Here is a 25143-nt window from a genome sequence, read left to right as displayed (position 1 = left end):
CAGCGCGATTTTCTGTAAACTAAGAGTAGACTTCATACTAAGGGGATGGGAAAACAGTGAAACAAATCAAATGGATATTCTTATTATTCGCACTTGCTGCAGTGATCAGCATCATGATGATCGGCGTTGCAGTCGCCGAAAAAAGCGCTGCCGGCGTCGCAATTGCCGTCGCAATTCTGATCGTCATTATGGGGAGCGGTTTTACTCTCAAAAAAAGAATGCGCGAAAAAGGCCTGCTTGAATAAAAAAGAGCCCCTTCCGGCTGAAGGGGCTTTTGATTATTAAATTCCAAAAAAACTGGCGGCAGGTTGCCCGCCAGTTCTTATAAAAAGAATAAATAAATCAAAAGCATCAGCAAGTAGCCTCCGCCAAAAAGCGCTGCCCCTTTGAGAATCAGCCTTTGATAGTATGCTTTCCTGAATTTTTGTTCTTCCGCTTCTCCTGCTTCCGTTGGCAATCTGTCGTCATCATGAAAATTGACAGGTTCCCTCATCATGTCATACATTTCCCGGCAATCTGCACACGTTTTGATGTGCGCCATAACCAAATGTTCCGTTTTGCGGCTGCAATCGCCTTCTATGTATAGAGGCAGTAAATCTCTCACAAGATGACATTTCATATTGTTAAACCTCCCTGCCTTCCAAGCTTTTTTTCAGCTCAAGGCGGGCCCGGTGAAGATTGGTTTTTACCTTTGACAGTTTCCAATCGAGCACTTCCGCTATTTCCTCATAGGAAAGCTCCTGAAACTCTCTTAAAATAAGTACGGTCTGGTAATGTTCTTTCAGCCGGTCAATGTGATGTTTCAGCTCCTCCTGCCTTATGGCGTTTGCCAAATGGCGCTCAGGCATTTCAAACGTGTGCTGTTCCATGTCGCCGCAGGCCGTCACATCGGAAAACCGGATTTTTTTATCTTTTCTGTACCAGTTGATAAACGTATGATGCGCGATCGTATACAGCCATGTTTTGATCGAGGAATGGCCTCTGAAAGACTCCAGGCCCGCAAAAGCTTTCAGAAACGTATCCTGTGCCAGGTCTTTCGCCGTCTCAAGCTGATGGGTTCGCCTGTACAAATAGTACATAATGTCATGATAATATTCCCTGTACAGTTCTTCAATCGTCTGTTTTTTATTGGAAGCCATTTAGAAAAAAAACCACACCGTCATCCAAATCGAAAGGAGCAGGAAAGCACCATACAACGAGTAAACAAAAACCATGATATGACGGAGCTGCTGACGATCATCTGCCTTTTGTATGCCGGGAAGCGTTCTATTCTCGACTGCTGCCTCTTCAGCCTGGCCTTGAAAAAGCTGCTCATGCTCTTTCATCCAGATCACGGTTTCCTCTTCAAGTTCACCTTCTTGATAGAGCTCATACAAATCAAGAAACACCGCTTTTTTTTCTTCACTTGTCATCAAATTGTTTCACCTCATTTGTTACGGCATCAACCAAGTATGCATCATGTTCGTTTGAGCCGAACGGCTGGATGATGACAAGCCACGCATACCGGCTCTTTTGATCCCCGTCTGAAACAATCACAAGCTTCGTCCGTTTATAATAAACCAACCCTTTTTGATAGTGTTCAGACACTTTCCGAAAAGCCTTTTCCCCGTCTGCATATGTGTAGGGGGGCTTTTCATCCGCTTTGCGAATTTCCTTTCTCACCGTCAGATAAGCTCCCTCTTCATGTTTCGTCATGGTCCAGCTCGTATTTAATACAGCATCGCTTTCTTTTTTCTGAAATTCTATCAGATCCTTTTCTAACTCCACCCTTTTCAGCTGAGAAAGGTCTTGATCAAATAATGAAAGCAAGCGTTTTTCGAGCTCTTGTCCGCGATAAGGCAAGGCGCTTTCAGATTTGAACGTAATAGCCGTTAATGCACCTGTTACAGGATGGAACGCCATCTCCGTTCCGTCGCTTGTCTTCACGTTGATGGATGCCGAGTTGAGGTTGAATAATAATGATAAATTGAAGTCTGCTAGCTGATAAGGTTGAACTGGCATATCCAATTTTCGGTAGACCGTTTCAACATCCCTCTCGATATCCTGACCAGAAAAGCGGGCTTGTTTCACTTTTTCTAAGTTGTAAACAGACACGTTCTCATGGAATGTCATCAGAGTCTCCTTCCGCCATGTAAATCTCATTGTTCCTAACTCAGGGTCCTGTCCCTCTCGGTAAAATTCGACAGAAACTTCGTCGTCATCACGGCTTACTTTTGCCTTGATTTGTTTGTCAAGTTCGCGGCCGTGTTCCCGCAGAAATTGCTTCGACCGCTTGATATACGCCTGATCGGACAGGATATTCCCGCTAGGCTCTTTTTGATTGTAATAATTGGTGATCACCCCCGTCCAGCCGTCAACGTACGCCTCGTAATCCTTCGTTTTAAAATGATAAACGTTGTGAAAATCCTGGTTGGTAGCTGACAAATAGATCAAGCTGTCCGTCGGAAAAAACGAGCTGACAGTCTGCTTCGCTTCTTTAACCGAAACAGGTTGAAAATTGGCATCAACCACGTCTGAAACCTCAGGGTGTGAGATTGTAAAAGCGGCATCTGCCAAATTGTAAAAAGGGTTAAGAAGTAGTGTGAAAAATACGGCGGTGCCCGCGGCTAAAACACGCTTCACCATCAAAAAAGGCTTTCTCGAGCCATTCAGCAAGTGATATGTCATAAGAAAACCGAGCATGGTCAGAAATACGTTCAGCGGAAAAAATTCGTAGCCGAGCTTTTTGATGAAGAAACCGCCGATCGTCACAATGTAAAAAATCGAAAGGAGAACGTAACGGTTTCTTTTCCAATAAAGTTGAAAAAACAAGCAGATCATCAGCCCCGGAACCCCGATGAGCAGCACCAATACAAGCAGCAATTGTTCGAGATCAGCCCCGTTTTCCTTTAAATAGACAGCAGAGCCGAACAGCGATTGGAAAAACGGCATCGTCATCACCGCAATGTCAAATGCAAAAAACAGCCCCTTGCCCCCTTTTTCTGCGAGTGTCATCATATAATGAAATGAGACAAGCAAAATATAGCCGAACAGCAAAAACTGCATAAAAGGCAGGAGCGCATCTTGTTCTTCTATGTACAGGTTTGAAAACTCAGCGGCTTTCATTTGGTGAGCCAATTCAAACGAAAGGGCGCCTACCAAAATCAGCCTGAGCGCGATGCCTGCGTAAAAAAAGAGGCGTCGCCTGCTCACTTTCGGATGAAATGACACGACATACAGAAGGGCAAGGCCTGTCAAACACCACTGAATGACAAGCATGCTCTGCCTGCTTAAAATAAAATAACGTTCAAAATGGAGCACATAATCACTAAATAGTTCAATCAATTTCCACCACAATTCCTTTACATCAAATTAAGGCCTCATCATCATAGACAAACGAAGTAGCATTATGTTTCAAAAAATCATAAAAAAATGAGACCTGTTGTCAAACAAGTCTCATTGAAGCATCAAGCAAGGGGCAACACCATAATCAAATATCGTTTTCCCTCTTTATCTTTTTCCGTTTTCAGCTGTTCAAATCCCGAACGGGCGAGCATGTTCAGCCACGCGTCCTTTTCATATGGCACCGCCGCAAACAACGCTTTATGTCCCTTTTCTTTCAAACGTTTGCCGATCGTTTCAATCACTTCTTTTGCCCGGCCTTTTTGGCGGAAATCGGGATGGACAAGAAGCGTTCCGAGCCAAGGCTTGCCGTTAGAAGGCGCCCATTCGAGATGAAAGCTCAGAGCCGCCGGCAGGCCCCTGTCTTCCCACACGAGCCATTCACCGTTATACATCGCATAAGCACTCATATAGCGTTCCAGGCTGTTTCCGTCAAGCTCTTCCTTCGCCCACCCGGGGCTTGCTTCGGCCAGCTCCTCAAAAAAGGCGAAATCGGAAGAAGAGAAAGACCTGCTATTCATGCGGCAAATATTCGTTGAAAATCGCCCGGTGAGCTGCCGGATTGCCGGCTACGATGCTGTGGTTTTCAAGAAAATTGAGCGGCTTCCCGTCAATTGTCGTATATGTTCCGCCGACTTCATCAAGCAGGATGCAGCCGGCGGCGTAATCCCAAGGGGCAAGTCTCATCGTCACATACACATCCATTCTGCCGGCTGCAACATAAGCAAGTTCCAAAGCCGCTGAACCGTATGACCGGGTCCCTCTGACGCGCTTGACAAGCGGAGATAATACGCTTGGATCGATCCGTCTGTTCTCGGTGATCCATGTCGCATTGATGGCCAGAATCGATTCTTCAAGCGGCACTTCCTTCATCTTGCCGAGCTTTGTATCATTCATGTAAGCACCTTCGCCTTGAAAAGCATGATAAAGCTCGTCGTGAGTCACATCATAAATCAAACCGATTTTGCCTTTTCCGTTTTCAAAAATGCCGATTGAAATCGCAAAATTGCGTTTTTGATGAATAAAGTTCATCGTGCCATCGATCGGATCGATGATCCAAACGATGCCATCCAAAGATGTAAGCTTGTCCCCCTGGCCTTCTTCGCCAAGAATATGATGATCCGGAAAAACCGATTGGATTTTTTCAATGAAAAAACGCTCTGTTTCCTTGTCAATGTTTGTGACAAGGTCATTTGGATTCGATTTCGTTTCGATTGTCATCTTTTCTTTCATTGACTGCTGAATTCTCTGACCAGCTTCTTTGACCCAGCTTTTCGCCAGGCGGTCGATTTCCTTCCAGTTTGTCATCACACTACCTCTTTTCTATGTATACCTGTTGATTTATTCATAGCATACTGATATTAGCCGGGAAAAATCAAGAAAAATGACAAATGATCAGGCGGCCCAGATAAAAACGAACCTCTCAAACGGTTCGTTTTTATTATGGTTTCAACCATATAATCTAATCCATTCTTTTCTGAGTCGTTCCAGTTTGCGCTTGCTCAACTCGATTTGGGTTTCATCCTTTTTTTCCATGGCTTCAAAAAGCGTTGCAAGTTCATAATCGACCTCAAGCCTCCAAACAGCGGCCCGATTGTCTTTTTCCTCTTTCAATCCTTGTTTCACAATTGGTTTCATGTGCCCTACGCCCCCTCCAGAGAAAATTGATGTCAAAGAGAATCCTTCTGGTTTTAGTCCTAAGCGTGATTTATATTAATTTCTTATTCATATCGTATGAAGTGCTCAAACATTCGCAACGTTATTCTAAAAATTGTGTGTTTACCTAACGATTCCCCAAAATCCGCGAATCGAAACGTAATTTTTTGTTTGAAAAGCCGACTGTGATACAATATCTTTACTGATTGGACAAGGAGGAACACAATGAGCAGTCTGCGTTTTACTGAAGAGGATTTTCGTACATTTACAATAGAAGGTTTAGATGCGCGGATGAGCGTTCTGAAAGAAACCGTGCGCCCGAAACTTGAAGGGCTCGGCGGTCATTTTGCGCCTGTACTGTCCGGATTGACAGGAGATGAAATGTTTGTCCACGTCGCAAAGCACGCGCGCCGCTCGGTCAATCCGCCGGACGACAGCTGGGTTGCTTTTGCAAACAATAAGCGCGGCTATAAAAAGCTGCCTCATTTCCAAATTGGTTTATGGGAAACCCACGTGTTCGTATGGTTTGCATTGATCTATGAGTCTCCTCTCAAGCAGGAATACGGCCAGCTGTTTAAAAAGCATCTGCCGGACATTGAAAGCAACATTCCAAGCCGTTTTGTCTGGTCGGCCGATCATACGAAACCGGACGTCATAAGACAGTCTGAGATGGACGATAAAGAGCTGGAGAACCTGTTTGAACGGCTCGTCAACGTGAAGAAAGCAGAAGCGCTTTGCGGTATTCAGCTTGCAAAAGACGAAGTCCTGCAAATGAGCGAAGAGGCGTTTCTATCTGAAATCGAAGCGGCTTTTGAAAAGCTCGCCTTCCTTTACCGCCTGACGCAGAAAGTATCGGTTTAAACAAAAAGGGATGGCCTGTTGTGCCCATCCCTTTTTGTTTTGGATTTTCTCATTACATTTTAATTTTCGTATTTTCCGTTTGTTCCTTTGCTTTTTTAACTGCCTGATACGGAGAGTAATCGCTCGCTTCTTCAAACTGACTGCAGAGCTTTTTTTCCTCCGCTTTTCCCGGAACGATTTCTTTAAAGCGGCGGTAAGCACTCATTAGTACATCGCGCTCTACGCCTTTTTCATAAGCGAGCTCAACCGTCTGAAAAAACGATATGACGTCTATCGCTTCCTCTGTGCTCCAGTCTTCATTCATCGGATATTGGTATCCTTCTTCCATTTGGTTCATCTCCTTGTGCAGTTTGGCCTGACGGCTTGTTTGGCTTTAGTATTGGTTTTCTTTTTTGCGACTATCCAAAGGGACAGAGAAGCCTTAAAGATGATAAAATGTTCTTTACATTCTTTCAAGAACATAATATAATTCATTTGTTTTATGCCATCAAGCAAAAACGCAAAATAACTCAACGATTTTTGATAAAGAATAGTCTTTAAGGAAATAGCAGGTTTATCATGAAGGTGGGAAAACAATTGTTGCAGCACGAAACACCCCTATATACCGGATTAAAAAAACACGCCGGCAAAAACCCGATCCAGTTCCATATACCCGGGCACAAAAAAGGCTCCGGGATGGACCCTGAATTCAGGGCGTTTATCGGAGAAAACGCATTAAGCATAGATTTAATCAATATCGAGCCTCTCGACGATCTGCACGCACCGAAAGGAATCATCAAACAGGCGCAGGATCTGGCGGCTGAAGCATTCGGAGCCGACTACACGTTTTTTTCCGTTCAGGGAACGAGCGGCGCTATCATGACGATGGTCATGGCCGTATGCGGACCCGGAGACAAAATCATCGTGCCAAGAAATGTTCATAAATCGGTCATGTCAGCGATCGTCTTCTCAGGCGCAGTACCGATCTTCATCCATCCGGAAATTGACGATGAGTTGGGAATTTCACACGGAATCACCCCTGAATCAGCGAAAAAAGCGCTGCTTGAGCATCCTGACGCAAAGGGGCTTCTAGTCATCAACCCGACTTATTTCGGCATAGCTGCAGACTTAAGAAGCATTGTGGAGCTGGCTCATTCATTTCATATCCCTGTGCTTGTTGACGAAGCACACGGCGTTCACATCCATTTCCACGAAAATCTGCCTCTTTCTGCCATGCAGGCCGGAGCGGATATGGCGGCGACGAGCGTTCATAAGCTCGGAGGATCCCTTACACAGAGCTCGATTCTCAATATGAAAGAAGGTCTTGTTTCAAAAGAAAGAGTTCAATCGATTTTAAGCATGCTGACGACGACATCGACCTCCTATTTATTGCTCGCTTCACTTGATGTCGCAAGAAAACGCTTAGCCACAGAGGGACACGAACTGATCGAACAAACGATTAAGCTCGCTGATGAAACAAGGGATCGCATCAATGAAATCAACGGTATTTCATGCGTCGGGAGGGAAATCCTCGGCTCCAAAGCGGCTTTTAACTATGATCCGACCAAATTGATCATATCTGTGAAAGACCTCGGGCTGACCGGGCATGATGTGGAAAAATGGCTGCGCGAGTCATGTCAAATCGAAGTGGAGCTTTCTGACTTATACAACATCCTGTGCATTTTTACACCGGGAGACCGGAAAGAGGATGCGGATGCGCTGATCAAAGGCTTAGCCGACATCGCTCAGCAGGCCGCCTCTGCTGCGGAAAACAGACGCAAGCCTGAAGTGCTTCTGCCAAACATTCCAGCGCTTGCAATGACACCGCGTGACGCTTTTTATGCAAATACGGAAATCATTCCGTTTAAAAAAGCCGCCGGCAGAATCATTGCCGAATTTGTGATGGTTTATCCGCCAGGGATACCGATCTTCATTCCAGGCGAGATCATTACCGAGGATAATATCAACTACATCGAAAAGAACCTCGAAGCAGGGCTGCCTGTTCAGGGACCGGAAGATGACACCCTCCATATGATCCGCGTCATTAAAGAACAGCAAGCAATCCTGTAAAAAAACAGAAAAGCATGCGGCACTGTAAATGGCCGCATGCTTTTTTCTATTCTTCCTCTCTAAGATGGCAGTTGCACTGTCCGCACGTTCCGTAAAGAATCGTCACTTTCTCATCTTCAAAATGCTGAATGGTTTCATTGCAGTCTTGACAAACGATCGTGCCCATCTTTCATTCCCCTTTTCTTTTCAAAATGGAAGCGTTTAAATTTGTTACCTTTATAATATTATGTCACATTAATATTGTCAACGGTTAATTGTATAACACATTTAAATCATTTTTGCTCTTTTTTCGAAAAAAAGGCCATTCATGTTATATATGTATTCCTGCTTAAAGCTTATGCAGAACGCTTCCCTGCTGATTCCGACTATGTACCCATCAAATCCGTTCAATCTGCAACGTCTCATAAATAAAACAGCAGTTATCAATTGTGTAACAAATGGGTAACAACGAAAGATTATTTCAGTTATCATGATAAAATAGGAATTGTTTACTAATCGAACAGGAAAATCGGCTTGCATTATATAGAGAGGTGAGGAGACGTCATGTGGTTTCGAGCGATATTCACCGCCGCAATTTGTTTCCTTTTTTTGACGAGTGGATGTTCTTTATCTCACATCATGCCTGACCATGAGCAGCAGCAAAGCGCCAACCAACGCCACCTCAAGCTCATCTTTTTTTCCGATGACGAGCATATGGGGCAGGAAGTGGCTTACTATGATGCGCTTTTGGATTTAAAAAAAGAATTTCCCGAACAGGTTTCAAATATGGAAATTTCACATGAAAAAGGCCAGTGGAAAAAAGAGGTTAAAATCTTTCCAAGCTTGCTGCTTGTTCATGATAAAAAAGTACTGGTTAAAATTGAAGGAAAAATAAAAGATAAAGATAAAATTGTAAAGCTTCTTCAAAAAGAATTGAAGCATTAAAAATCCCCTGTGTATGTGCAAGGGGATTTTCTATCTTGAGCAATTGCTAAAATACATAAAAAAACCCCCTGCTGGGGGTTTTTCATTTAATTATTTTACAACGTGAATCGGCATGCCAATGGCAACTTCTGCAGCTTCCATTGTAATTTCTCCCAATGTAGGGTGAGCATGGATTGTCATGGCGATATCTTCAGCAGTCATGCCTGCTTCGATTGCCAAGCTCAGCTCAGAAATCATGTCAGAAGCACTTGCTCCGGCAATTTGTGCACCGATGACTAAACCGTCTTCTTTGCGTGTTACAAGTTTAAGGAAACCGTCAGTTTCGTTTAATGACAGCGCACGTCCGTTTGCAGCAAACGGGAATTTGGCTGCAGTCACTGCAAGACCTTCTTCTTTAGCCTGTGCTTCAGTGTAACCCACAGATGCAAGTTCAGGCTCAGAGAAGACGACCGCAGGAATTCCGAGATAGTCGATTTCCGCTGCTTCTCCGGCAATCGCTTCAGCAGCGATTTTACCTTCATAAGAAGCTTTATGTGCAAGCGGAGGACCTTCGATGATGTCACCGATCGCATAGATGTTCGGAATGTTTGTACGGCATTGTTTGTCCGTTTTGATGATGCCGCGGTCCGTCATTTCAACGCCTACTTGTTCAAGTCCAAGCTCGTCCGTGTTTGCAACGCGGCCGACAGTGACAAGTACGTAGTCCGCATCGATTGTTTGCTCTTCGCCTTTCACTTCGAACGTAACGGTTACGCCGTCAGCTTTTTCTTCTACGCCTTTAGCCATAGCTTTTGTATGGATTTCAACGTTGCCTTTTTTCTTCAGGTTGCGTTTAACAAGAGAGCTCATTTGCTTCTCAAAGCCTGGAAGGATTTCTTCTCCGCCTTCAAGAATGACAACTTCAGTGCCGAAGTTTGCATATGCAGTACCGAGCTCAGTTCCGATGTAGCCGCCGCCGATGACAACGAGCTTCTTAGGAATTTCTTTCAGTGCAAGCGCGCCTGTTGAATTCAGTACGCGGTCGCTATATTTGAAGTTTGGCAATTCGATAGGGCGAGAACCCGTTGCAATGATCGCATTTTTGAACGTGTATGTCTGAGCTGAATTCTCATCCATCACGCGTACAGAATTGCTGTCTACAAAGTACGCTTCGCCTTTTACGATGTCGACTTTGTTGCCTTTCAGAAGGCCTTCAACACCGCCAGTAAGCTTATTAACGACAGAGGCTTTCCATTCTTGAACTTTTGTAAAGTCAACTTTTACGTTTTCAGCAGTGATCCCCATCTCTTCAGAATGCTTTGCATTCTCATAGCGGTGGCCTGCATTGATCAGCGCTTTTGAAGGGATACATCCGACATTCAGACATACGCCTCCAAGATTGCCTTTTTCAACGATTGTTACTTTTTGTCCAAGCTGAGCAGCGCGGATGGCAGCTACATAGCCGCCAGGTCCCGCACCAATGACAAGAGTATCTGTTTCAATAGGGAAATCTCCTACTACCATTACATTACGCCTCCATTAAAATTAATTGTGGATCGTTCAGCAAACGCTTGATGTGATTTAATGCGTTTTGTGCAGTTGCGCCGTCGATCATACGGTGGTCGAAGCTTAGAGAAAGAGCCAGAACAGGTGCAGCGACGATTTCGCCGTCACGAACGACAGCTTTCTCAGCAATGCGGCCGATTCCAAGGATCGCAACTTCCGGATGGTTGATAACCGGTGTGAACCATTGCCCGCCGGCAGAGCCGATATTCGTAATTGTGCAAGAAGCGCCTTTCATTTCAGCAGGAGCAAGTTTGCCGTCGCGTGCTTTTGTCGCAAGTTCGTTGATTTCATTTGAAATCTCAAAAACAGCTTTGCGGTCCGCATTTTTAACGACCGGCACAAGCAGGCCTTTGTCAGTGTCTGCCGCAATACCGATGTTGTAGTAGTGCTTCTGAATCACTTCATCTGTATTGTCGTCAATTGATGTATTCAGGACTGGATATTTTTTCAGAGCTGATGTTAAAGCTTTTACCACGTAAGGCAGGTAAGTCAGCTTAATTCCTTGATCAGCCGCAACTTGTTTAAACTGCTTGCGGTGAGCGACAAGATTTGTCACATCGACTTCGTCCATTAGTGTAACGTGTGGAGCGGTATGTTTTGAGTTGACCATAGCTTTTGCGATGGCTTTGCGGATTCCGCTCATTTTCTCGCGTGTTTCAGGGAATTCGCCTTCAGGCACTTGAACCGCCGCTGCAGGTTTTTGTGCAGCAGGCTCTGCTTTTTCTTCAGCTTGAGCAGCCTGAGCGTTTCCGGCAGTTCCTGCGTTTAAGAAGCTGTCGATATCTTCTTTCAGAACGCGGCCATTTTTGCCCGAACCTGAAACATTCACGATATCAACGCCTTTTTCACGGGCATACTTGCGTACAGATGGCATTGCAATGACGCGCTTATTCGGATCTGCATCCGCTTGCTCGTTTGCTTCCGCTGCTTCTGCTGGTGCATCAGTTTCTTGTTTGTCAGCTTCTTCCGCTTTCGCTTCGCCTGATTCGTCGCCTTTGAATTGAAGATCTTCGTAACCTGGTGCATCAAATGTGATGATTGTCTGCCCAACGGTTGCGACTGTTCCCTCTTCAACTTTTAATTCTAATACTTTTCCTTTAACAGGTGAAGGAATTTCTACAACTGCTTTATCGTTTTGGACCTCTGCCAAAACGTCATCTTCGTTTACCTCGTCGTTTGGCTTGACGAACCATTTTACGATTTCGCCTTCGTGGATTCCTTCCCCGATATCCGGAAGTTTAAATTCAAATGCCACAGTTTTCGACCTCCTAAGATTATTACGTAGTTGATATAATGGTCAGCCTGCTTATTTAGGCTGACTGTCAGTAGACGGCTACAGTTTCTCCGACTGACTGTGGAAATGCATGAAGGGAAAAAGGCTGGTATCAGCTTTTCCCTTATTGTTCAGATCTTATTAGAATTCCAATACTTTTTTCGCAGTTTCAAGCACGTCTTTATGGTTTGGAAGCCATACGCTTTCAGCTTGAGAGAATGCGAATACCGTATCAGGAGCAGTGACGCGAAGCACCGGAGCTTCGAGGCTCAAAATCGCGCGGTCGTTGATTTCGGCAACAACGTTTGCAGCCACTCCAGCCTGTTTTTGCGCCTCTTGAACGACGATCGCGCGGCCTGTTTTTTCCACAGATGCGATGATCGTGTCGATGTCAAGCGGGCTGACTGTGCGAAGGTCGACAACCTCAGCAGATACGCCTTCTTTTTCAAGCTCTTCCGCAGCTTTTAATGACTCGTGAACCATCGCTCCGTATGTGATGATGGAAAGGTCTGTTCCTTCGCGTTTCACATCGGCTTTGCCGATTTCAATTGTGTATTCCTCTTCAGGAACTTCCTGACGGAATGAACGATAAAGTTTCATATGCTCAAGGAAGACAACCGGATCGTTATCGCGGATCGCGGAGATTAAAAGTCCTTTAGCATCGTACGGAGTTGAAGGAATGACGACTTTAAGTCCAGGCTGCTGTGCAACGAGTCCTTCCAAGCTGTCCGCGTGAAGTTCAGGCGTATGAACACCGCCGCCGAACGGAGAGCGGATTGTCACTGGTGAAGTCCAGCGGCCGCCGGAACGGTAGCGCATCCGTGCCATTTGTCCGGAAACTGAGTCCATCACTTCGTACACAAAGCCGAAAAATTGAATTTCCATTACAGGACGGAAGCCTTGTAAGCCTAAGCCGAGTGCAAGGCCGCCGATACCAGATTCAGCAAGAGGAGTGTCAAATACGCGATCCTCACCAAACTCTTTTTGCAATCCTTCAGTCGCACGGAACACGCCGCCGTTAACACCGACGTCTTCTCCGAAAACTAAGACATTTTCGTCATTTTTCAGTTCTGTGCGTAACGCATCAGTGATTGCTTGAATCATTGTCATTTGCGCCATGGCTTACTTCGACTCCTTCTCTTTATAAATTTCCTTTTGTTCTGCAAGGTTGTAAGGAAGCTCTTCATACATGATGTCGATCAGGTCGGTCACTTTTTGCTTCGGCTCTTCGTCAGCTTTTTTGATCGCCTGCTTGATTTCTTCTTTCGCTTCTTCAATTACCTTGCTTTCTTCTTCTTCAGACCAAAGGCCTTTGTTTTCCAAGAATTTGCGGAAACGGACAAGCGGATCTTTCTGCTCCCACTCATTCTCGATTTCTTTCGTACGGTATTTCGTCGGGTCGTCACCGGCCATAGTATGAGGACCGTAACGGAAGCAAAGCGTTTCGATCAGGGTAGGGCCTTCGCCGTTTACAGCGCGCTCGCGTGCTTCGCGTGTCGCAGCGTATACAGCAAGGGCATCCATGCCGTCTACTTGAACGCCGACGATACCTGCAGCCGCAGCTTTTTGTGCGATTGTTTGAGCTGCTGATTGCTTCTCAACAGGTGTAGAAATCGCATAGCGGTTGTTTTGAACAACGAAAATAGCTGGAGCTTTATACGCACCGGCAAAGTTGATGCCTTCGTAGAAGTCACCTTGGGAAGCACCGCCGTCTCCAGTATAAGTGATCGCCACAGCCTGTTTGCCGCGTTTTTTCAAGCCGAGTGCAACACCAGCCGTCTGGATGTATTGCGCACCGATAATAATTTGCGGCGACAGCGCATTGACATCATCCGGCATTTGGTTGCCGCGGAAATGTCCACGAGAGAACAAGAATGCTTGATAAAGCGGAAGTCCGTGCCAGATCAGCTGCGGAACATCACGGTAGCCCGGAAGAACAAAGTCTTCTTTTTCAAGCGCGAAATGCGTAGCAATTTGAGACGCTTCCTGACCGGCAGTCGGCGCGTAGAAGCCAAGGCGGCCTTGTCTGTTCAAAGAAATAGAACGCTGATCCAAAATGCGTGTATACACCATGCGGCGCATTAATTCTTTTAATTGATCATCAGATAGATCAGGCATTGCCGCTTCATTAACGACTTCGCCTTCTTCATTCAAAATTTGAAACGTTTCGAACTGCTTTTTAATGGCATCGAATTGCTTTTTGCTATCAACGATTGCTTTTTTCGTTTTTGCAGCCATATAAAGTCACCTCTTCCTTTCTTTTGACAGTCATAGACGTGTATCCCTTATACATACAGAATTAGGGTGTCCTAAATTGACGGGCGCAACTCATATTTATTTCTTATTAGCCGCTTTGATGGTTGTCGAAACTTTTATGTAAGGACAGCACAACGCGTTCTAAAACTGTATCATTTATAGTTTATGACAAACTAATACAACAAGTTCCACCAAGGCTAAGTTTACACCAGTCGATCATGCTCGTCAATCGATTTCATTCCTGAAATTCAATAAATGTATTCGCTTTACTGAATTTCTGTTTCAGCGCTGTTCAGACTGTTTCAAACTGTTCTAGTATAGACAGCATTCTGTATTACAATAGCAATACAGATTTTGTCGAAAAAAGAGGGCTGAATATTCAGCCCTCTTTCATCTCAAATCCCGCAGCCTTGTAAAAATCCTTTCTGGCTTTGTTGTAATCCTTTGTATACTCATTGAAATGTTTGCTTTCTTTCAGCACTTTGTCATACGATTGATTGATTTTTTTCAGCTGTGCCTCAAGGTCATCCAGTTTAAGACCTTTGTTTTTGAGCAGCTTGTACAGCTCTTTGTCAAGGCCGATTGCGTTCTGATAGGCGTCATAAAGCGAGTCGTAGGCTTTGTAGCGCTTTTCCATAAAAGAAGCAGCGTTCTCAGCTTTTTTCCTGACCTTCTGATCTTCGATTTTTTCCGCCGACGCTTTATTCGCTTCAAACTCCTGCTTTGCTTCGTCTATGCTTTCTTTCTCAGAATTCAAGTGCTTCTCGCGGTTTCCGGCTTTCTTGAGCGCTTTGTCGGAGAGCGCAGCGATTCGGTCAAAATCATCCATATTGAGCCTGATCATTTCCTCGTAAAGCTTAGATTCGGCCTTTTCCAGACTTTTAAGGGAACCCTGCTCTTGTTTAAAAGGCTCTTCCAATTCCACGATCTTCTCCAGCGAGCCGTGAAAAGACTCGACAGGATCTTTCCAGAGACAGCCTGATAGTACAAATGCTGCCGTGAAAAGAACAACGATGCCTGCTGGCACCCGCATGTTTGAAAATTTCACTTCGAACTTCCCCCAATCTCGACAAATTCCACTATAAAATGAATTCGTTTGTTTGACAACAGAAGTCTAAAGCGTATGGACAAGCCGATATCAGATCGGTATGCCGCCGCCTTCGCTTTTAGACCAAAACATTTAGGGAAAATTCCTTGAAGTTGGGCATTCGACTATACAACCGTTGGACTTTTACATAATTTATATTAGACGCCATGCCTACCAAAAAGAAAAGGCTGGCGTAAAATAACGGAGGAGGTCTTCATATGTACGGTTATTGCTGCCCTGGATACGGGTACGGCGGCGGTTATGGATACGGCTACGGCCGCACATTCGCTTTGATCGTCGTTCTCTTTATTTTGCTGATTATTGTAGGGGCCGCTTATTTAGGCTGCTAGCCCCTGATGAATCCGTCATGACCAGCCTCCTTCGGCTGGTCATTTTATCATGCACAGAGATTGCGCGAAAAGAGCAAGATCCGCTATACTTTACATAATGAATCGTTGGGAGTGAAGATGTTGATCACAATGGAAAACATTGTCCGCGACGGGCACCCCGCTTTAAGAACCGTCGCCGAAGAAGTTCAATTGCCAGCTAGCGAAGAAGAAATCAAACAGCTGAGCAACATGATCGAGTTTGTCAAAAACAGCCAGGACCCTGAAATCGCTCAAAAGTACAACCTTCGTCCTGGTGTCGGCCTAGCCGCTCCGCAAATTAATATCAATAAACGAATGATCGCAGTTCATGCCGAAAATGAAGACGGGACACTTTACAGCTATGCGCTTTTCAATCCGAAGATCGTCAGCCACTCTGTTCAAAAATGCTATTTGACAAGCGGCGAGGGCTGCCTGTCTGTCGACGAACCGATTCCCGGATATGTTCCGCGCTATGAACGGATCCGGGTCAAAGGAACGACACTTGATGGCGAAAACGTCGACATCCGCTTAAAAGGATTTCCGGCAATCGTATTCCAGCATGAAATCGATCATTTAAACGGCATTATGTTTTACGACCATATCGACAAAGAAAACCCTCTGAAACAACCCGAAAACGCAACGCCTGTCGGCAGATAATGCACATAAAAAAACGGATCAGACATGATCCGTTTTTTTATGGTTTCAAAAGCCCGAGGGCTTCTACCGCGTATTGAATGCCGTCTTCATCGACGGGCTTTGTGACAAAGTCGGCTATTTTTTTCAGCTCGGGCACAGCGTTGCCCATCGCCACTCCGGTTCCCGCAAACTCGATCATCTGCAGGTCGTTCAGACCGTCTCCAAACGCGTAAGTATCCTCTCTGTCGAACGGAAGCTTTTCAATGACTTTTTTGATTCCTTCCGCTTTCGAACCGCCAGAAGGCAGCACATCTGTGGAGCGCTCGTGCCAGCGGACGAGATCAAACTCCTGAAACCGGCTGTACCGCTCTTCCTCGTCTTGCGTACAGAACAAGAGGACCTGAAAAATGTCCCTACCTTTAAAATAGGCGCGGTCCTCTTCCGGCGGATTGACTTTTAAGCTGCCGATTCCTTCGTGGACGAACGGATGGCCGGCAGATGTAGTGCGCATCCCCTCTTCTCCCATGAAGACGAGGGGATGGCCGCAGCTGTCCGAATGCGCAAGCAGCGCTTCCAGTGACTGTTCGGCAATGGGGTTTTTATAAATGACCTCTCCTTCAAAAACGACATATTGTCCGTTATAAGAGACAAAAGAATCGATGCCCAATTCTTCAAGCACAGGCCTGACCATAAACGGCGCCCGGCCTGATGCGATGAAAACATGATGGCCTTGCGCTTTTAAATCGGAGACAGCCTGTTTCGCGGTGTCGGGAATCCGTTTATCATGATCATAAATCGTTCCGTCGATATCAAAGAAAATCAGCTTTTTATCCATGGCAGTGAATCCTTCTCCCTTAGCTAGTATGATTGATGGTTCTCCTGTACATCATACAAAAACTGCGTACGCGAGAAAACCTTTTCACTCCAAAATCAAAACAAAATCAACATGCCAATAATATCCATGTAACAATAGACGGATTCATCATATAATAGAACTAAAGAGATACGGTAGTGACCGGACAAGTCAGAGAAAGGAGGAATCCGTATGCTACGCCGACTGCGGAAAAAATTAAAAAAACAGCTGAATGGCATGATGCGCAGAAAGTCGATTGCCTAAAAGGACCTTCACTCATGTGGAAGAGTCCTTTTTTTCTCAAGCGCTTTTCTTATGAGGCAATTTCGAATATAATAGAAAGATGAGTCTAACAATCGGCAGTTAAGGAGAGATTTGGATGATCTATAAGGTATTTTATCAAGCAAGCAATGACGAAGTACCTGTTCGTGAAAAAACAGATTCAATTTTTGTGGAAGCTCAATCTGAACGTGAAGTCAGATCTAAATTAAAACAATACAACTACAATATTGAGTTTATACAGCAAGTTGAAGACGCTTTTTTAGAATATGAAAAGCAAAGCGAAAATTTTAAAGTATTGGAGTTATGAATGAATGAAATTTGTAAAAAATGATCAAACGGCTGTATTTGCCCTTGGAGGACTTGGGGAAATCGGCAAAAACACGTACGGGGTCCAGTTTCAGGACGAGATCGTGCTCATCGATGCGGGGATTAAGTTTCCGGAAGACGAGCTCCTCGGAATCGACTATGTCATCCCCGACTACACTTATTTAGTCAAAAACGAAGAAAAAATCAAAGGTCTTTTTATTACGCACGGCCACGAAGACCATATCGGCGGAATTCCGTACCTGCTCAAACAGGTGAACATTCCCGTTTACGGCGGACAGCTCGCCATCGGCCTTCTCAGAAAGAAGCTTGAAGAGCACGGTCTGCTGCGTCAAACAAAGCTTCATATCATTGAAGAAGACGATATCGTCAAATTCAGAAAAACGTCGGTTTCTTTTTTCAGGACGACCCACAGCATTCCGGACTCATACGGGATTGTCGTAAAAACACCGCAAGGAAACATCGTACATACCGGTGACTTTAAATTCGATTTTACACCGGTAGGCGAACCTGCCAACTTGACCAAGATGGCCGAAATCGGAAAAGAAGGCGTGCTTTGCCTGCTTTCTGACAGCACCAACAGTGAAATCCCTGATTTCACGATGTCAGAGCGCAAAGTCGGAGAAAGCATTGATGATATTTTCCGAAAAGTTGAAGGGCGGATCATCTTCGCAACCTTCGCGTCAAACATCCACCGCCTGCAGCAGGTGATCGAAGCAGCTGTTGCAAACGGACGGAAGGTTGCCGTATTTGGACGAAGCATGGAGTCGGCGATTGAAATCGGCCAAACGCTCGGGTATATTAAGTGTCCGAAAAATACGTTTGTTGAAGCGAATGAAATCAACAGGCTTCCTGCCGGCAAAGTGACGATTCTTTGTACCGGAAGCCAAGGTGAACCGATGGCTGCGCTATCCCGAATTGCTAACGGCACACACCGGCAAATTTCCATCATTCCCGGGGATACGGTCGTATTTTCATCATCTCCGATCCCGGGCAATACAATCAGCGTTAGTCGCACAATTAACCAGCTTTACCGGGCGGGCGCCGATGTCATCCACGGAGCTGTGACTAACATTCATACATCAGGACATGGCGGACAGGAAGAGCAAAAGCTGATGCTCCGCCTCATCAAGCCAAAGTTTTTCATGCCGATTCACGGTGAATACAGAATGCAGAAAATGCACGTCAAACTTGCGACAGACTGCGGAATTCCTGAGGAAAACTGCTTTATTATGGACAACGGCGAAGTGCTTGCTTTGACAAGCGAAGAAGCCTCAGTCGCAGGTAAAATCCCGTCAGGCAATGTCTATATTGACGGAAGCGGCATCGGCGACATCGGGAACATCGTGCTTCGCGACCGCCGGATTCTTTCTGAAGAAGGGCTTGTCATTGTCGTTGTCAGCATCAACATGAAAGAGTTCAAAGTGTCCGCAGGACCTGACTTAATTTCCAGAGGATTTGTCTACATGAGAGAATCCGGTGATTTAATCAACGATGCCCAGGACCTGATTGCAGGACACCTTAAAAAAGTGATGGAACGCAAAACGACGCAGTGGTCTGAAATTAAGAACGAGATCACAGACACGCTCGCTCCGTTCCTCTACGAAAAAACAAAACGCCGCCCGATGATCCTTCCGATTATTATGGAAGTCTAATCGCGGCTTGAACAAAAAACGGATGCACCGGTGTGCATCCGTTTTTTTATGGTTGAATCGGGATATGCCTAAACGCTTTAACATCAAACAAGCCTTCTGTCGTCATTTTAATGTCGGGGATAACAGGAAGCGCTAAAAAAGAAAGCGTCAGAAAAGGATTAAACGCTCCTGAAAATCCTGTCTCCGTTAATGCTACATGAAGAGATTTTAAGCTTTCGTTTACCGTCTCAAGCGGTTTGTCCGACAAGAGGCCGGCAATCGGCAGAGCGACGGATTGAAGCTCCTTCCCTCCTTTTGCAATGGTGAGGCCTCCCCCGATTTCTCCGAGACGTTCAACCGCTTTTAAGATGTCTTGATCATTTGTACCGACAGCGATTAAATTGTGGGAATCATGAGAAATCGTTGTCGCGATGGCGCCTTCTTTTAAACCGAAGCCCCTGACAACGCCGAGTCCGATTCCTTTAACGCCGCGATGGCGCTCAATCACTGCAATTTTCAACAGATCGCTTTCCAGATCCGGCTGAAAAAAAGCGCCGCTTTTCGGCTTGGTCAGGGACAGCTTTGTTTCAAGCTGATTGGGGATAATGTCAATGACCCTGATTTCACTCCCTTGAACGATCGGAATTTCCAGATCATCCTCATGTAAATCAGGGAGATGGACAGATTTGAGCAGAGCAGGTGCCGCTTTGCCGTCCGTCCATTCGCTTTGTTCTGCCCCGCTCCAGATCACGCCGTTGATCATCGTCTTTGAAATGCTGACGTTCTCAAAATCGCTGATGAAAAGGAGGTCTGCGTCATAACCCGGGGCAACCGCTCCCTTCGTCTTTAACCCGAAGCATTCCGCTGCATTGAGGCTGCCCATTTGATATGCGAGAAACGGGTCAAGTCCCTCTTGAATGGCAAGCTTGACCTGATGGTTAATGCTTCCTTCATCGACCAGTTCATCCAAATGCTTATCATCCGTACAGAAAAAGAAGCGTCTCGCATTTTTCTCATTAACCGCAGGCAAAACATGACGTGTATTCTTTGCCGCAGAGCCTTCTCTCAGCATGACGTACATTCCTCTTCTGACCCGTTCAAGCGCCTCTTCAGGTGTCGTGACCTCATGGTCTGTCAGCACGCCCGCCGCTCTGTAGACATTGACGAACCCAGCTGACAAGCCGGCCAGATGTCCGTCGATCCGCTTGTCCGCTTTATGGGCATCCATGAGTTTTTGCACCATATCCGGCTCTCCCGCTTCAACGGCCACATAGTCCATCACTTCCGCAAGCCCGAGCACCTCTTCGCGGCTGTAAAAAGGATGTAAATCCGCAGCGTTCAAAACCGCACCCGATTTTTCAAATGGTGCCGCAGGCACACAAGAAGGGAGCATAAAACGAATGTTCAGCCTTGTCATCTTAGCCTGCTCCAACATGAACTCAAGACCCCTCACTCCTGAGACATTCGCGATTTCATGGGGATCGGTGACAACGGTTGTTACACCGTGGGGAATCACCGCTTTGGCAAATTCGGGCGGCGTCACCATTGAAGACTCAATGTGGACATGACCGTCGATAAAGCCTGGAACGATCATTTGTCCTTCTGCGTCAATGGTATTCTCCCCCTCATAATCGCCCAAACCGACGATGGCCCCGTCTGTGATAGCTATGTCTGTCTTCAACCATTCCTGATTAAAAACATCCATGATCTTTCCGTTTTTAATTACAGTATCCGCTTTTTTGCGATGACTGGCGGCGCCAAGCCGGTGAATGAACATCTCATTGTCCAAAGATATATGTCCCCTCTCATTTTTATATGGATATGGTTCAATATCGTAGCCGAATCGTTTGAAACAGTCAATGAAAAGATCAAAAAAACCGCGGGCAGTGGGGTTCCCGCGGCTGATCGATGGCATTTTAATGTTGAAAAACTTTTTTTTCAAATCTCTCAATGTCAGGATTTGAGCCGATGACGATTAAAATATCGTCTTTTTGAATCTCTTCGGTGGCAAGCGGAGATACGATGACTTCTTTCCCCCGCTTGATCGCGACAATATTAATTCCGTATCTGGCCCGGATATCAAGATCAAGCAGCGTATTTCCGGCCAGTTTGCCGTTCGCTGCGATTTCGACAAGGCTGTGTTCATCAGAAAGTTCAAGATAATCAAGCACATTGTTGGAGACGATGTTGTGGGCGATTCTTTTTCCCATTTCACGCTCCGGATGAACGATCCGGTCCGCTCCGATTTTGGATAATACTTTTTCGTGATAATCGTTTTGAGCTTTGACGGTAATCATTTTCACACCAAGCTCTTTCAAAATCAGCGTTGTCAAAATGCTCGCTTGAATGTTCTCCCCGATCGCTACAATGACGTGGTCAAAATTGCGCAGTCCAAGGTTTTTCAGCACTGATTCGTCTGTAGTGTCTCCTATCACAGCATGTGAGGCAATTTTGGCGTATTCGTTTACGCGATCTTCATCTCTGTCGATCGCCATTACCTCAAGCCCTTCTTCACTCAATGCTTTACAAATGCTGCCGCCGAACCGGCCGAGTCCAATTACTGCAAATTCTTTTTTCATCGGTAATTCCTCCATGGGTCAATCTGAACAAATTCTATCATATGAAGTGGAATTTTTCCTCTTTTATTTTATCGTTGCGCGGCTGCAGCATCCTTGCTGAATATCGTTTTCTTCAGATGCCGCCCCTTTGTCGATCGGAAGCAGGATGTGGAATGTGCTTCCCTCGCCCAATTCGCTGTCGATTTTCATTTCTCCGTTGTGAGCGCCGATAATATTCAGGCAAATCGTCAGCCCAAGACCCGTCCCTTCTTCTTTCGTTGAGAAGAAAGGCTCCCCGAGCTTTGCCAAATCGGCTTGGGAAATGCCGCCCCCTTCGTCTTTGATGCTGATTTTCACATAGTCACCTTCAACCTCCGAGGAGATCGTGATTTTTCCACCGTCAGGCATCGCTTCTATCCCGTTTTTTATTAAATTGATGAATACCTGTTTGATTTGATTTTCATCGCCGTTTATTTCCCACTCCTCCCCGTGCTGAAACGCTTTTTCGATCTTAATGTGGGAAAGCACGGCGTTGGTCTCAAGAAGCGTTGCCACCTGCTGAAGAACCGAATTGATGTTGATCTTTTTAAATTGAACCTGGTGCGGTTTGGCCAGTACAAGCAGTTCGCCGAGCACGGAATCGATTCGTTTAATCTCTGAGAAAATAATGTCAAAGTAATCTTTCCGGTCGGGATATTCCGCTTTCATCAGCTGCAAAAATCCGTTTACCGATGTCAGCGGGTTCCTGACTTCGTGAGCGATTCCCGCGGCGAGCTGCCCGGCCATCGCCAGCTTCTGAGACTGCATAGCCAGCCGCTGATTCGACTTGAACAATTCCATCTCCGCTTTTTTCCGTTCCGTCACATCAGTCAGCGTCCCCAAGCTGCTCGTAAATTGACCGTTTTTATAATAAAGTTTATAGTGAACTTCGCCCCAGAACTTGCTTCCGTCTTTGCGATGGTAGAGCACCTCGATCCTGCCTTCAGGCTCCTTGTTCTTCAGCTGGGCGATCAGGTGATTCGAGATCCGTTCTTCATGGTCAAAGTAATCGTTGTACATCGTTCCAAGACTCTCTTCAACACTGTATCCGGTCAACGTTGTCCACGCCTGATTCAAAAATGTAATGTATCCTATCCGGTCCGTCTGAAAGACGATTTCCTGAAGGTTATCCATGATGCGGTTGGTTTCTGAAGAAAGCTCTTTATATTTCTTTTCGCTTTCCTTCAGTTTATAGACAAGCTGATTGGACTCATCGATATAAAGCGTGAGCCACCAAACGCTGATTAATGTCACCAGTGTAAACAGCAGATCAACCGTCCAATTGATTTTATTTCCCAACACCCCATAGAATAAAAAATTCCAAAACATGATAAAAGTCATTGCCAGCACGGTTGCAATGATTCGTCCTTGATATCTTTTCATACCCCCACCTGCCACTTGTATTTCTCAGTCAATTGTAACATTCTTTACACCACATTTGAGAGGATTGTTCGAAGTATTTATCGTCTCTATGGCTGAATTTTTCAGTGACGGCGGTTTTATCTTCTGCCGACGCAAGAAAAAGCCCTTCTGATGAAGGGCTTCAAATCTTATGCTTTCACTTCGTTTAAGGCAGCTTTTATTTCTTCCAAAAGCAATTCGGCCCCCTCAGGACTCAGCGTAATTTTCCCGTTTCCGTACTCGCGGTTTTCAGAAGTGATTTCACCGGTCATTAGGCACACACCGTGCGGTTTATATTTTTTCAGGACAATTTTATCTTGGTCGACAAAGAATTCGATGCTGTCCTTGATCGAAATATCCAAAGCTCTTCTCAATTCAATCGGCATCACGATCCGGCCGAGTTCGTCTACTTTTCTCACAACTCCAATTGCTTTCAAAACTTTCGCCTACTTCCTCTTTTGTTTCTATTTTTCTAAGATATTGTCTTAGCATAACGATAGACGAACGAAGACTGAAAAAGGTTTCCCTTATTGAACGTTTCTTTGACAAAAATTCGGTCATAAAAATGAATATTTTTCTCATCATGTCAATATGAGGACAGCATTTTACAGATTGGTTTCAAACTCGTCACAAACCCCCAAAAATCGCCGATCATTTGAGAAAATTTAAATGAAATTCATTTTTTCAGCACGAAGAAAATTTCGTTTTTCGGAAAAATTTTAAATAGAGATTGGGTGAAAACATGTTTCAAACAACCGAGATCGGAATTGATCTAGGCACAGCTAACATATTGGTTTACAGCAAAAACAAAGGAATCATTTTAAATGAGCCTTCCGTTGTCGCCGTGGATACGGAAACAAAGAGCGTATTGGCGGTCGGAACAGAAGCCAAAAACATGATCGGAAAGACACCGGGAAAAATCGTCGCGGTCAGACCGATGAAAGACGGAGTCATCGCCGATTATGACATGACGACAGACCTCTTGAAGCAGATTATGAAAAAAGCCGGAAAGAACATCGGCTTTACTTTCAGAAAGCCGAGCGTCGTCGTCTGCACGCCATCCGGTTCAACCGCGGTTGAACGGCGTGCGATCAGCGATGCTGTCAAAAACTGCGGAGCCAAGCAAGTCCATTTGATTGAGGAGCCTGTCGCTGCCGCCATCGGCGCAGACCTGCCTGTCGATGAACCTGTCGCAAACGTTGTCGTCGATATCGGCGGCGGCACGACAGAAGTGGCGATCATTTCATTCGGAGGCGTAGTCTCATGCCACTCGATCCGGATCGGCGGCGACCAGCTTGATGAAGACATCGTGTCATTCGTCAGAAAAAAATACAACCTGCTGATCGGTGAACGGACGGCCGAAGAAGTCAAGATTGAGATCGGCTACGCATTGATTGACCATGAGACGAAAACGATGGAAGTCAGAGGGCGCGACCTTGTCACAGGCCTGCCGAAAACGATTACCCTGGAATCAATAGAGATTCAGAAGGCGATGCGCGAATCGCTCCTTCATATTATCGAAGCCATCAGAGCGACGCTTGAAGACTGTCCTCCCGAGCTGAGCGGAGACATTGTCGACCGGGGCGTGATTTTAACCGGAGGAGGCGCGCTATTGAACGGCATCAAAGAATGGCTATCACAGGAAATCGTTGTGCCCGTGCATGTTGCTGCAAATCCGCTCGAGTCTGTCGCCATCGGAACGGGCCGCTCTCTTGAAGTGATCGATAAATTGCAAAAAGCGGCTAAATAATTTTTGTTTTCGCGTCTTTTTTCCCTGCTTCTTTCATATCGTGAGGAATGGAGAAACGATAAGGAGGAAGAACATGCTTAGAGATATGGGAAGACGCCTGGCCATCACCGTTATTTTAAGCGGTATTATTCTCGGGGGGATGAGCATCTCCCTTGCAAACATGCCAAGCTCGCCCCCCGGCCAAACGGCCAAAATCAACCGTTAAAAAAGATGCAGCCTTACCGGGCTGCGTCTTTTTTTCTTTTCAATCAAATATTTGATATGAT

At 45.6% G+C, this 25143-nt stretch carries 30 protein-coding genes; 10 read left to right on the top strand and 20 right to left on the bottom strand.

The window, feature by feature from the left end; translation table 11 throughout:
* Window positions 1-56: 56 nt before the first annotated feature.
* A complete protein-coding gene (locus tag MHH76_RS08335) occupies window positions 57-245 on the top strand; it encodes a YlaF family protein (protein WP_020451261.1) in 189 nt (62 codons plus the stop codon).
* A 77-nt stretch (window positions 246-322) separates the two neighbouring features.
* On the opposite strand, the gene MHH76_RS08330 is transcribed toward MHH76_RS08335, so the two are convergent.
* The 7 genes from MHH76_RS08330 to MHH76_RS08300 form a co-directional block, all read right to left on the bottom strand.
* Window positions 323-619, bottom strand: coding sequence for a zf-HC2 domain-containing protein (locus tag MHH76_RS08330; RefSeq protein WP_020451259.1), 297 nt, complete (start codon window positions 617-619; stop codon window positions 323-325).
* A 4-nt stretch (window positions 620-623) separates the two neighbouring features.
* The gene (locus tag MHH76_RS08325; RefSeq protein WP_020451258.1) at window positions 624-1139 is read right to left on the bottom strand and encodes a sigma-70 family RNA polymerase sigma factor; all 516 of its coding nucleotides are present in this window, start codon (window positions 1137-1139) and stop codon (window positions 624-626) included.
* Window positions 1140-1412: a hypothetical protein gene (locus tag MHH76_RS08320; RefSeq protein ID WP_020451257.1), complete on the bottom strand. Its 273-nt coding sequence runs from the start codon at window positions 1410-1412 to the stop codon at window positions 1140-1142.
* The gene (locus MHH76_RS08315) at window positions 1402-3324 is read right to left on the bottom strand and encodes a hypothetical protein (RefSeq protein WP_020451256.1); all 1923 of its coding nucleotides are present in this window, start codon (window positions 3322-3324) and stop codon (window positions 1402-1404) included. The genes MHH76_RS08320 and MHH76_RS08315 overlap by 11 nt, the downstream gene beginning before the upstream one ends.
* 122 nt (window positions 3325-3446) lie before the next feature.
* Window positions 3447-3902 carry a GNAT family N-acetyltransferase gene (locus tag MHH76_RS08310; protein ID WP_020451255.1) on the bottom strand — a complete coding sequence of 152 codons (456 nt, stop codon included), beginning with the start codon at window positions 3900-3902 and terminating at the stop codon, window positions 3447-3449.
* Entirely contained in the window at window positions 3895-4689 is a 795-nt protein-coding gene (locus MHH76_RS08305; protein WP_020451254.1) for an inositol monophosphatase family protein, read from the bottom strand. The genes MHH76_RS08310 and MHH76_RS08305 overlap by 8 nt, the downstream gene beginning before the upstream one ends.
* A 141-nt stretch (window positions 4690-4830) precedes the next feature.
* Window positions 4831-5019: a hypothetical protein gene (locus tag MHH76_RS08300; RefSeq protein WP_020451253.1), complete on the bottom strand. Its 189-nt coding sequence runs from the start codon at window positions 5017-5019 to the stop codon at window positions 4831-4833.
* 243 nt (window positions 5020-5262) lie between these two features.
* On the opposite strand from MHH76_RS08300, the gene MHH76_RS08295 reads away from it, so the two are divergent.
* On the top strand, window positions 5263-5898 hold the full coding sequence (locus tag MHH76_RS08295; protein WP_020451252.1) for a DUF1054 domain-containing protein: 636 nt from the start codon (window positions 5263-5265) through the stop codon (window positions 5896-5898).
* A gap of 52 nt (window positions 5899-5950) precedes the next feature.
* Here the strand turns inward: MHH76_RS08295 and MHH76_RS08290 are convergent, their stop codons facing one another.
* Window positions 5951-6226 (bottom strand): UPF0223 family protein, encoded by a 276-nt coding sequence (locus tag MHH76_RS08290; protein ID WP_020451251.1) that lies wholly within the window; start codon window positions 6224-6226, stop codon window positions 5951-5953.
* A gap of 5 nt (window positions 6227-6231) precedes the next feature.
* A complete protein-coding gene (locus MHH76_RS08285; RefSeq protein ID WP_023857271.1) occupies window positions 6232-6486 on the bottom strand; it encodes a hypothetical protein in 255 nt (84 codons plus the stop codon).
* On the opposite strand from MHH76_RS08285, the gene MHH76_RS08280 reads away from it, so the two are divergent.
* Complete coding sequence (locus MHH76_RS08280; protein ID WP_026579773.1) at window positions 6475-7947, top strand: aminotransferase class I/II-fold pyridoxal phosphate-dependent enzyme; 1473 nt, start codon at window positions 6475-6477, stop codon at window positions 7945-7947. The genes MHH76_RS08285 and MHH76_RS08280 overlap by 12 nt on opposite strands.
* 46 nt (window positions 7948-7993) lie before the next feature.
* Here MHH76_RS08280 and MHH76_RS08275 read toward each other — a convergent pair whose 3' ends face one another.
* Window positions 7994-8113, bottom strand: a complete 120-nt coding sequence (locus tag MHH76_RS08275; protein WP_020451249.1) for a GapA-binding peptide SR1P — start codon at window positions 8111-8113, stop codon at window positions 7994-7996.
* Window positions 8114-8490: 377 nt separating this feature from the next.
* On the opposite strand from MHH76_RS08275, the gene MHH76_RS08270 reads away from it, so the two are divergent.
* Entirely contained in the window at window positions 8491-8871 is a 381-nt protein-coding gene (locus MHH76_RS08270; protein ID WP_020451248.1) for a hypothetical protein, read from the top strand.
* A gap of 90 nt (window positions 8872-8961) precedes the next feature.
* Here the strand turns inward: MHH76_RS08270 and lpdA are convergent, their stop codons facing one another.
* The 5 genes from lpdA to MHH76_RS08245 form a co-directional block, all read right to left on the bottom strand.
* On the bottom strand, window positions 8962-10374 hold the full coding sequence (gene lpdA, locus MHH76_RS08265) for a dihydrolipoyl dehydrogenase (RefSeq protein WP_020451247.1): 1413 nt from the start codon (window positions 10372-10374) through the stop codon (window positions 8962-8964).
* A gap of 4 nt (window positions 10375-10378) precedes the next feature.
* Complete coding sequence (locus MHH76_RS08260) at window positions 10379-11671, bottom strand: dihydrolipoamide acetyltransferase family protein (protein WP_020451246.1); 1293 nt, start codon at window positions 11669-11671, stop codon at window positions 10379-10381.
* 159 nt (window positions 11672-11830) lie between these two features.
* Window positions 11831-12808, bottom strand: a complete 978-nt coding sequence (gene pdhB / locus MHH76_RS08255; RefSeq protein ID WP_020451245.1) for a pyruvate dehydrogenase complex E1 component subunit beta — start codon at window positions 12806-12808, stop codon at window positions 11831-11833.
* A gap of 3 nt (window positions 12809-12811) precedes the next feature.
* Entirely contained in the window at window positions 12812-13927 is a 1116-nt protein-coding gene (gene pdhA / locus MHH76_RS08250) for a pyruvate dehydrogenase (acetyl-transferring) E1 component subunit alpha (protein ID WP_020451244.1), read from the bottom strand.
* A 397-nt stretch (window positions 13928-14324) separates the two neighbouring features.
* Window positions 14325-14993 (bottom strand): YkyA family protein, encoded by a 669-nt coding sequence (locus MHH76_RS08245; RefSeq protein ID WP_020451243.1) that lies wholly within the window; start codon window positions 14991-14993, stop codon window positions 14325-14327.
* 257 nt (window positions 14994-15250) lie between these two features.
* Here MHH76_RS08245 and MHH76_RS08240 point away from each other — a divergent pair, with 257 nt between their 5' ends.
* Both MHH76_RS08240 and def read left to right on the top strand, forming a co-directional pair.
* Window positions 15251-15382 carry a YjcZ family sporulation protein gene (locus tag MHH76_RS08240; protein WP_003181399.1) on the top strand — a complete coding sequence of 44 codons (132 nt, stop codon included), beginning with the start codon at window positions 15251-15253 and terminating at the stop codon, window positions 15380-15382.
* A gap of 120 nt (window positions 15383-15502) precedes the next feature.
* The gene (def, locus tag MHH76_RS08235; protein ID WP_025811364.1) at window positions 15503-16057 is read left to right on the top strand and encodes a peptide deformylase; all 555 of its coding nucleotides are present in this window, start codon (window positions 15503-15505) and stop codon (window positions 16055-16057) included.
* Between the two features lie 37 nt (window positions 16058-16094).
* Here def and MHH76_RS08230 read toward each other — a convergent pair whose 3' ends face one another.
* The gene (locus MHH76_RS08230) at window positions 16095-16871 is read right to left on the bottom strand and encodes a Cof-type HAD-IIB family hydrolase (RefSeq protein WP_020451241.1); all 777 of its coding nucleotides are present in this window, start codon (window positions 16869-16871) and stop codon (window positions 16095-16097) included.
* 397 nt (window positions 16872-17268) lie between these two features.
* Here MHH76_RS08230 and MHH76_RS08225 point away from each other — a divergent pair, with 397 nt between their 5' ends.
* Both MHH76_RS08225 and rnjA read left to right on the top strand, forming a co-directional pair.
* A complete protein-coding gene (locus MHH76_RS08225; RefSeq protein WP_020451240.1) occupies window positions 17269-17478 on the top strand; it encodes a DNA-dependent RNA polymerase subunit epsilon in 210 nt (69 codons plus the stop codon).
* 4 nt (window positions 17479-17482) lie between these two features.
* Window positions 17483-19150, top strand: coding sequence for a ribonuclease J1 (gene rnjA / locus MHH76_RS08220; RefSeq protein ID WP_020451239.1), 1668 nt, complete (start codon window positions 17483-17485; stop codon window positions 19148-19150).
* Window positions 19151-19196: 46 nt separating this feature from the next.
* On the opposite strand, the gene ade is transcribed toward rnjA, so the two are convergent.
* From ade to MHH76_RS08200, 4 genes are all read right to left on the bottom strand, one after another.
* Window positions 19197-20918, bottom strand: a complete 1722-nt coding sequence (ade, locus tag MHH76_RS08215; protein ID WP_020451238.1) for an adenine deaminase — start codon at window positions 20916-20918, stop codon at window positions 19197-19199.
* 127 nt (window positions 20919-21045) lie between these two features.
* Window positions 21046-21708: a TrkA family potassium uptake protein gene (locus MHH76_RS08210; protein ID WP_020451237.1), complete on the bottom strand. Its 663-nt coding sequence runs from the start codon at window positions 21706-21708 to the stop codon at window positions 21046-21048.
* 63 nt (window positions 21709-21771) lie between these two features.
* Window positions 21772-23109 carry an ATP-binding protein gene (locus MHH76_RS08205; protein ID WP_020451236.1) on the bottom strand — a complete coding sequence of 446 codons (1338 nt, stop codon included), beginning with the start codon at window positions 23107-23109 and terminating at the stop codon, window positions 21772-21774.
* 167 nt (window positions 23110-23276) lie between these two features.
* Window positions 23277-23564, bottom strand: a complete 288-nt coding sequence (locus tag MHH76_RS08200) for an AbrB/MazE/SpoVT family DNA-binding domain-containing protein (RefSeq protein WP_020451235.1) — start codon at window positions 23562-23564, stop codon at window positions 23277-23279.
* Between the two features lie 305 nt (window positions 23565-23869).
* Here MHH76_RS08200 and mreBH point away from each other — a divergent pair, with 305 nt between their 5' ends.
* Both mreBH and MHH76_RS08190 read left to right on the top strand, forming a co-directional pair.
* Window positions 23870-24877, top strand: coding sequence for a rod-share determining protein MreBH (gene mreBH, locus MHH76_RS08195; RefSeq protein ID WP_020451234.1), 1008 nt, complete (start codon window positions 23870-23872; stop codon window positions 24875-24877).
* Between the two features lie 73 nt (window positions 24878-24950).
* Window positions 24951-25082, top strand: a complete 132-nt coding sequence (locus MHH76_RS08190) for a protein YkpC (RefSeq protein WP_003181378.1) — start codon at window positions 24951-24953, stop codon at window positions 25080-25082.
* The last annotated feature ends 61 nt before the right edge of the window (window positions 25083-25143 follow it).

Source organism: Bacillus sp. FSL L8-0193 (genome assembly GCF_037976065.1).
Taxonomy (GTDB): Bacteria; Bacillota; Bacilli; order Bacillales; family Bacillaceae; genus Bacillus; species Bacillus paralicheniformis.
This window is presented reverse-complemented; position numbering and strand designations above follow the sequence as displayed.

What these genes read in the sequence shown, in the direction of transcription:
- MHH76_RS08275 (WP_020451249.1), bottom strand. Translation starts at nt 8,113, where the DNA reads ATGGGCACGATCGTTTGTCAAGACTGCAATGAAACCATTCAGCATTTT.
- MHH76_RS08290 (WP_020451251.1), bottom strand. Translation starts at nt 6,226, where the DNA reads ATGGAAGAAGGATACCAATATCCGATGAATGAAGACTGGAGCACAGAG.
- MHH76_RS08305 (WP_020451254.1), bottom strand. Translation starts at nt 4,689, where the DNA reads ATGACAAACTGGAAGGAAATCGACCGCCTGGCGAAAAGCTGGGTCAAA.
- MHH76_RS08190 (WP_003181378.1), top strand. Translation starts at nt 24,951, where the DNA reads ATGCTTAGAGATATGGGAAGACGCCTGGCCATCACCGTTATTTTAAGC.
- pdhB (WP_020451245.1), bottom strand. Translation starts at nt 12,808, where the DNA reads ATGGCGCAAATGACAATGATTCAAGCAATCACTGATGCGTTACGCACA.
- mreBH (WP_020451234.1), top strand. Translation starts at nt 23,870, where the DNA reads ATGTTTCAAACAACCGAGATCGGAATTGATCTAGGCACAGCTAACATA.
- MHH76_RS08310 (WP_020451255.1), bottom strand. Translation starts at nt 3,902, where the DNA reads ATGAATAGCAGGTCTTTCTCTTCTTCCGATTTCGCCTTTTTTGAGGAG.
- MHH76_RS08325 (WP_020451258.1), bottom strand. Translation starts at nt 1,139, where the DNA reads ATGGCTTCCAATAAAAAACAGACGATTGAAGAACTGTACAGGGAATAT.
- MHH76_RS08225 (WP_020451240.1), top strand. Translation starts at nt 17,269, where the DNA reads ATGATCTATAAGGTATTTTATCAAGCAAGCAATGACGAAGTACCTGTT.
- pdhA (WP_020451244.1), bottom strand. Translation starts at nt 13,927, where the DNA reads ATGGCTGCAAAAACGAAAAAAGCAATCGTTGATAGCAAAAAGCAATTC.
- MHH76_RS08270 (WP_020451248.1), top strand. Translation starts at nt 8,491, where the DNA reads ATGTGGTTTCGAGCGATATTCACCGCCGCAATTTGTTTCCTTTTTTTG.
- MHH76_RS08230 (WP_020451241.1), bottom strand. Translation starts at nt 16,871, where the DNA reads ATGGATAAAAAGCTGATTTTCTTTGATATCGACGGAACGATTTATGAT.
- MHH76_RS08320 (WP_020451257.1), bottom strand. Translation starts at nt 1,412, where the DNA reads ATGACAAGTGAAGAAAAAAAAGCGGTGTTTCTTGATTTGTATGAGCTC.
- rnjA (WP_020451239.1), top strand. Translation starts at nt 17,483, where the DNA reads ATGAAATTTGTAAAAAATGATCAAACGGCTGTATTTGCCCTTGGAGGA.
- MHH76_RS08205 (WP_020451236.1), bottom strand. Translation starts at nt 23,109, where the DNA reads ATGAAAAGATATCAAGGACGAATCATTGCAACCGTGCTGGCAATGACT.
- lpdA (WP_020451247.1), bottom strand. Translation starts at nt 10,374, where the DNA reads ATGGTAGTAGGAGATTTCCCTATTGAAACAGATACTCTTGTCATTGGT.
- MHH76_RS08300 (WP_020451253.1), bottom strand. Translation starts at nt 5,019, where the DNA reads ATGAAACCAATTGTGAAACAAGGATTGAAAGAGGAAAAAGACAATCGG.
- MHH76_RS08295 (WP_020451252.1), top strand. Translation starts at nt 5,263, where the DNA reads ATGAGCAGTCTGCGTTTTACTGAAGAGGATTTTCGTACATTTACAATA.
- MHH76_RS08240 (WP_003181399.1), top strand. Translation starts at nt 15,251, where the DNA reads ATGTACGGTTATTGCTGCCCTGGATACGGGTACGGCGGCGGTTATGGA.
- MHH76_RS08210 (WP_020451237.1), bottom strand. Translation starts at nt 21,708, where the DNA reads ATGAAAAAAGAATTTGCAGTAATTGGACTCGGCCGGTTCGGCGGCAGC.
- MHH76_RS08330 (WP_020451259.1), bottom strand. Translation starts at nt 619, where the DNA reads ATGAAATGTCATCTTGTGAGAGATTTACTGCCTCTATACATAGAAGGC.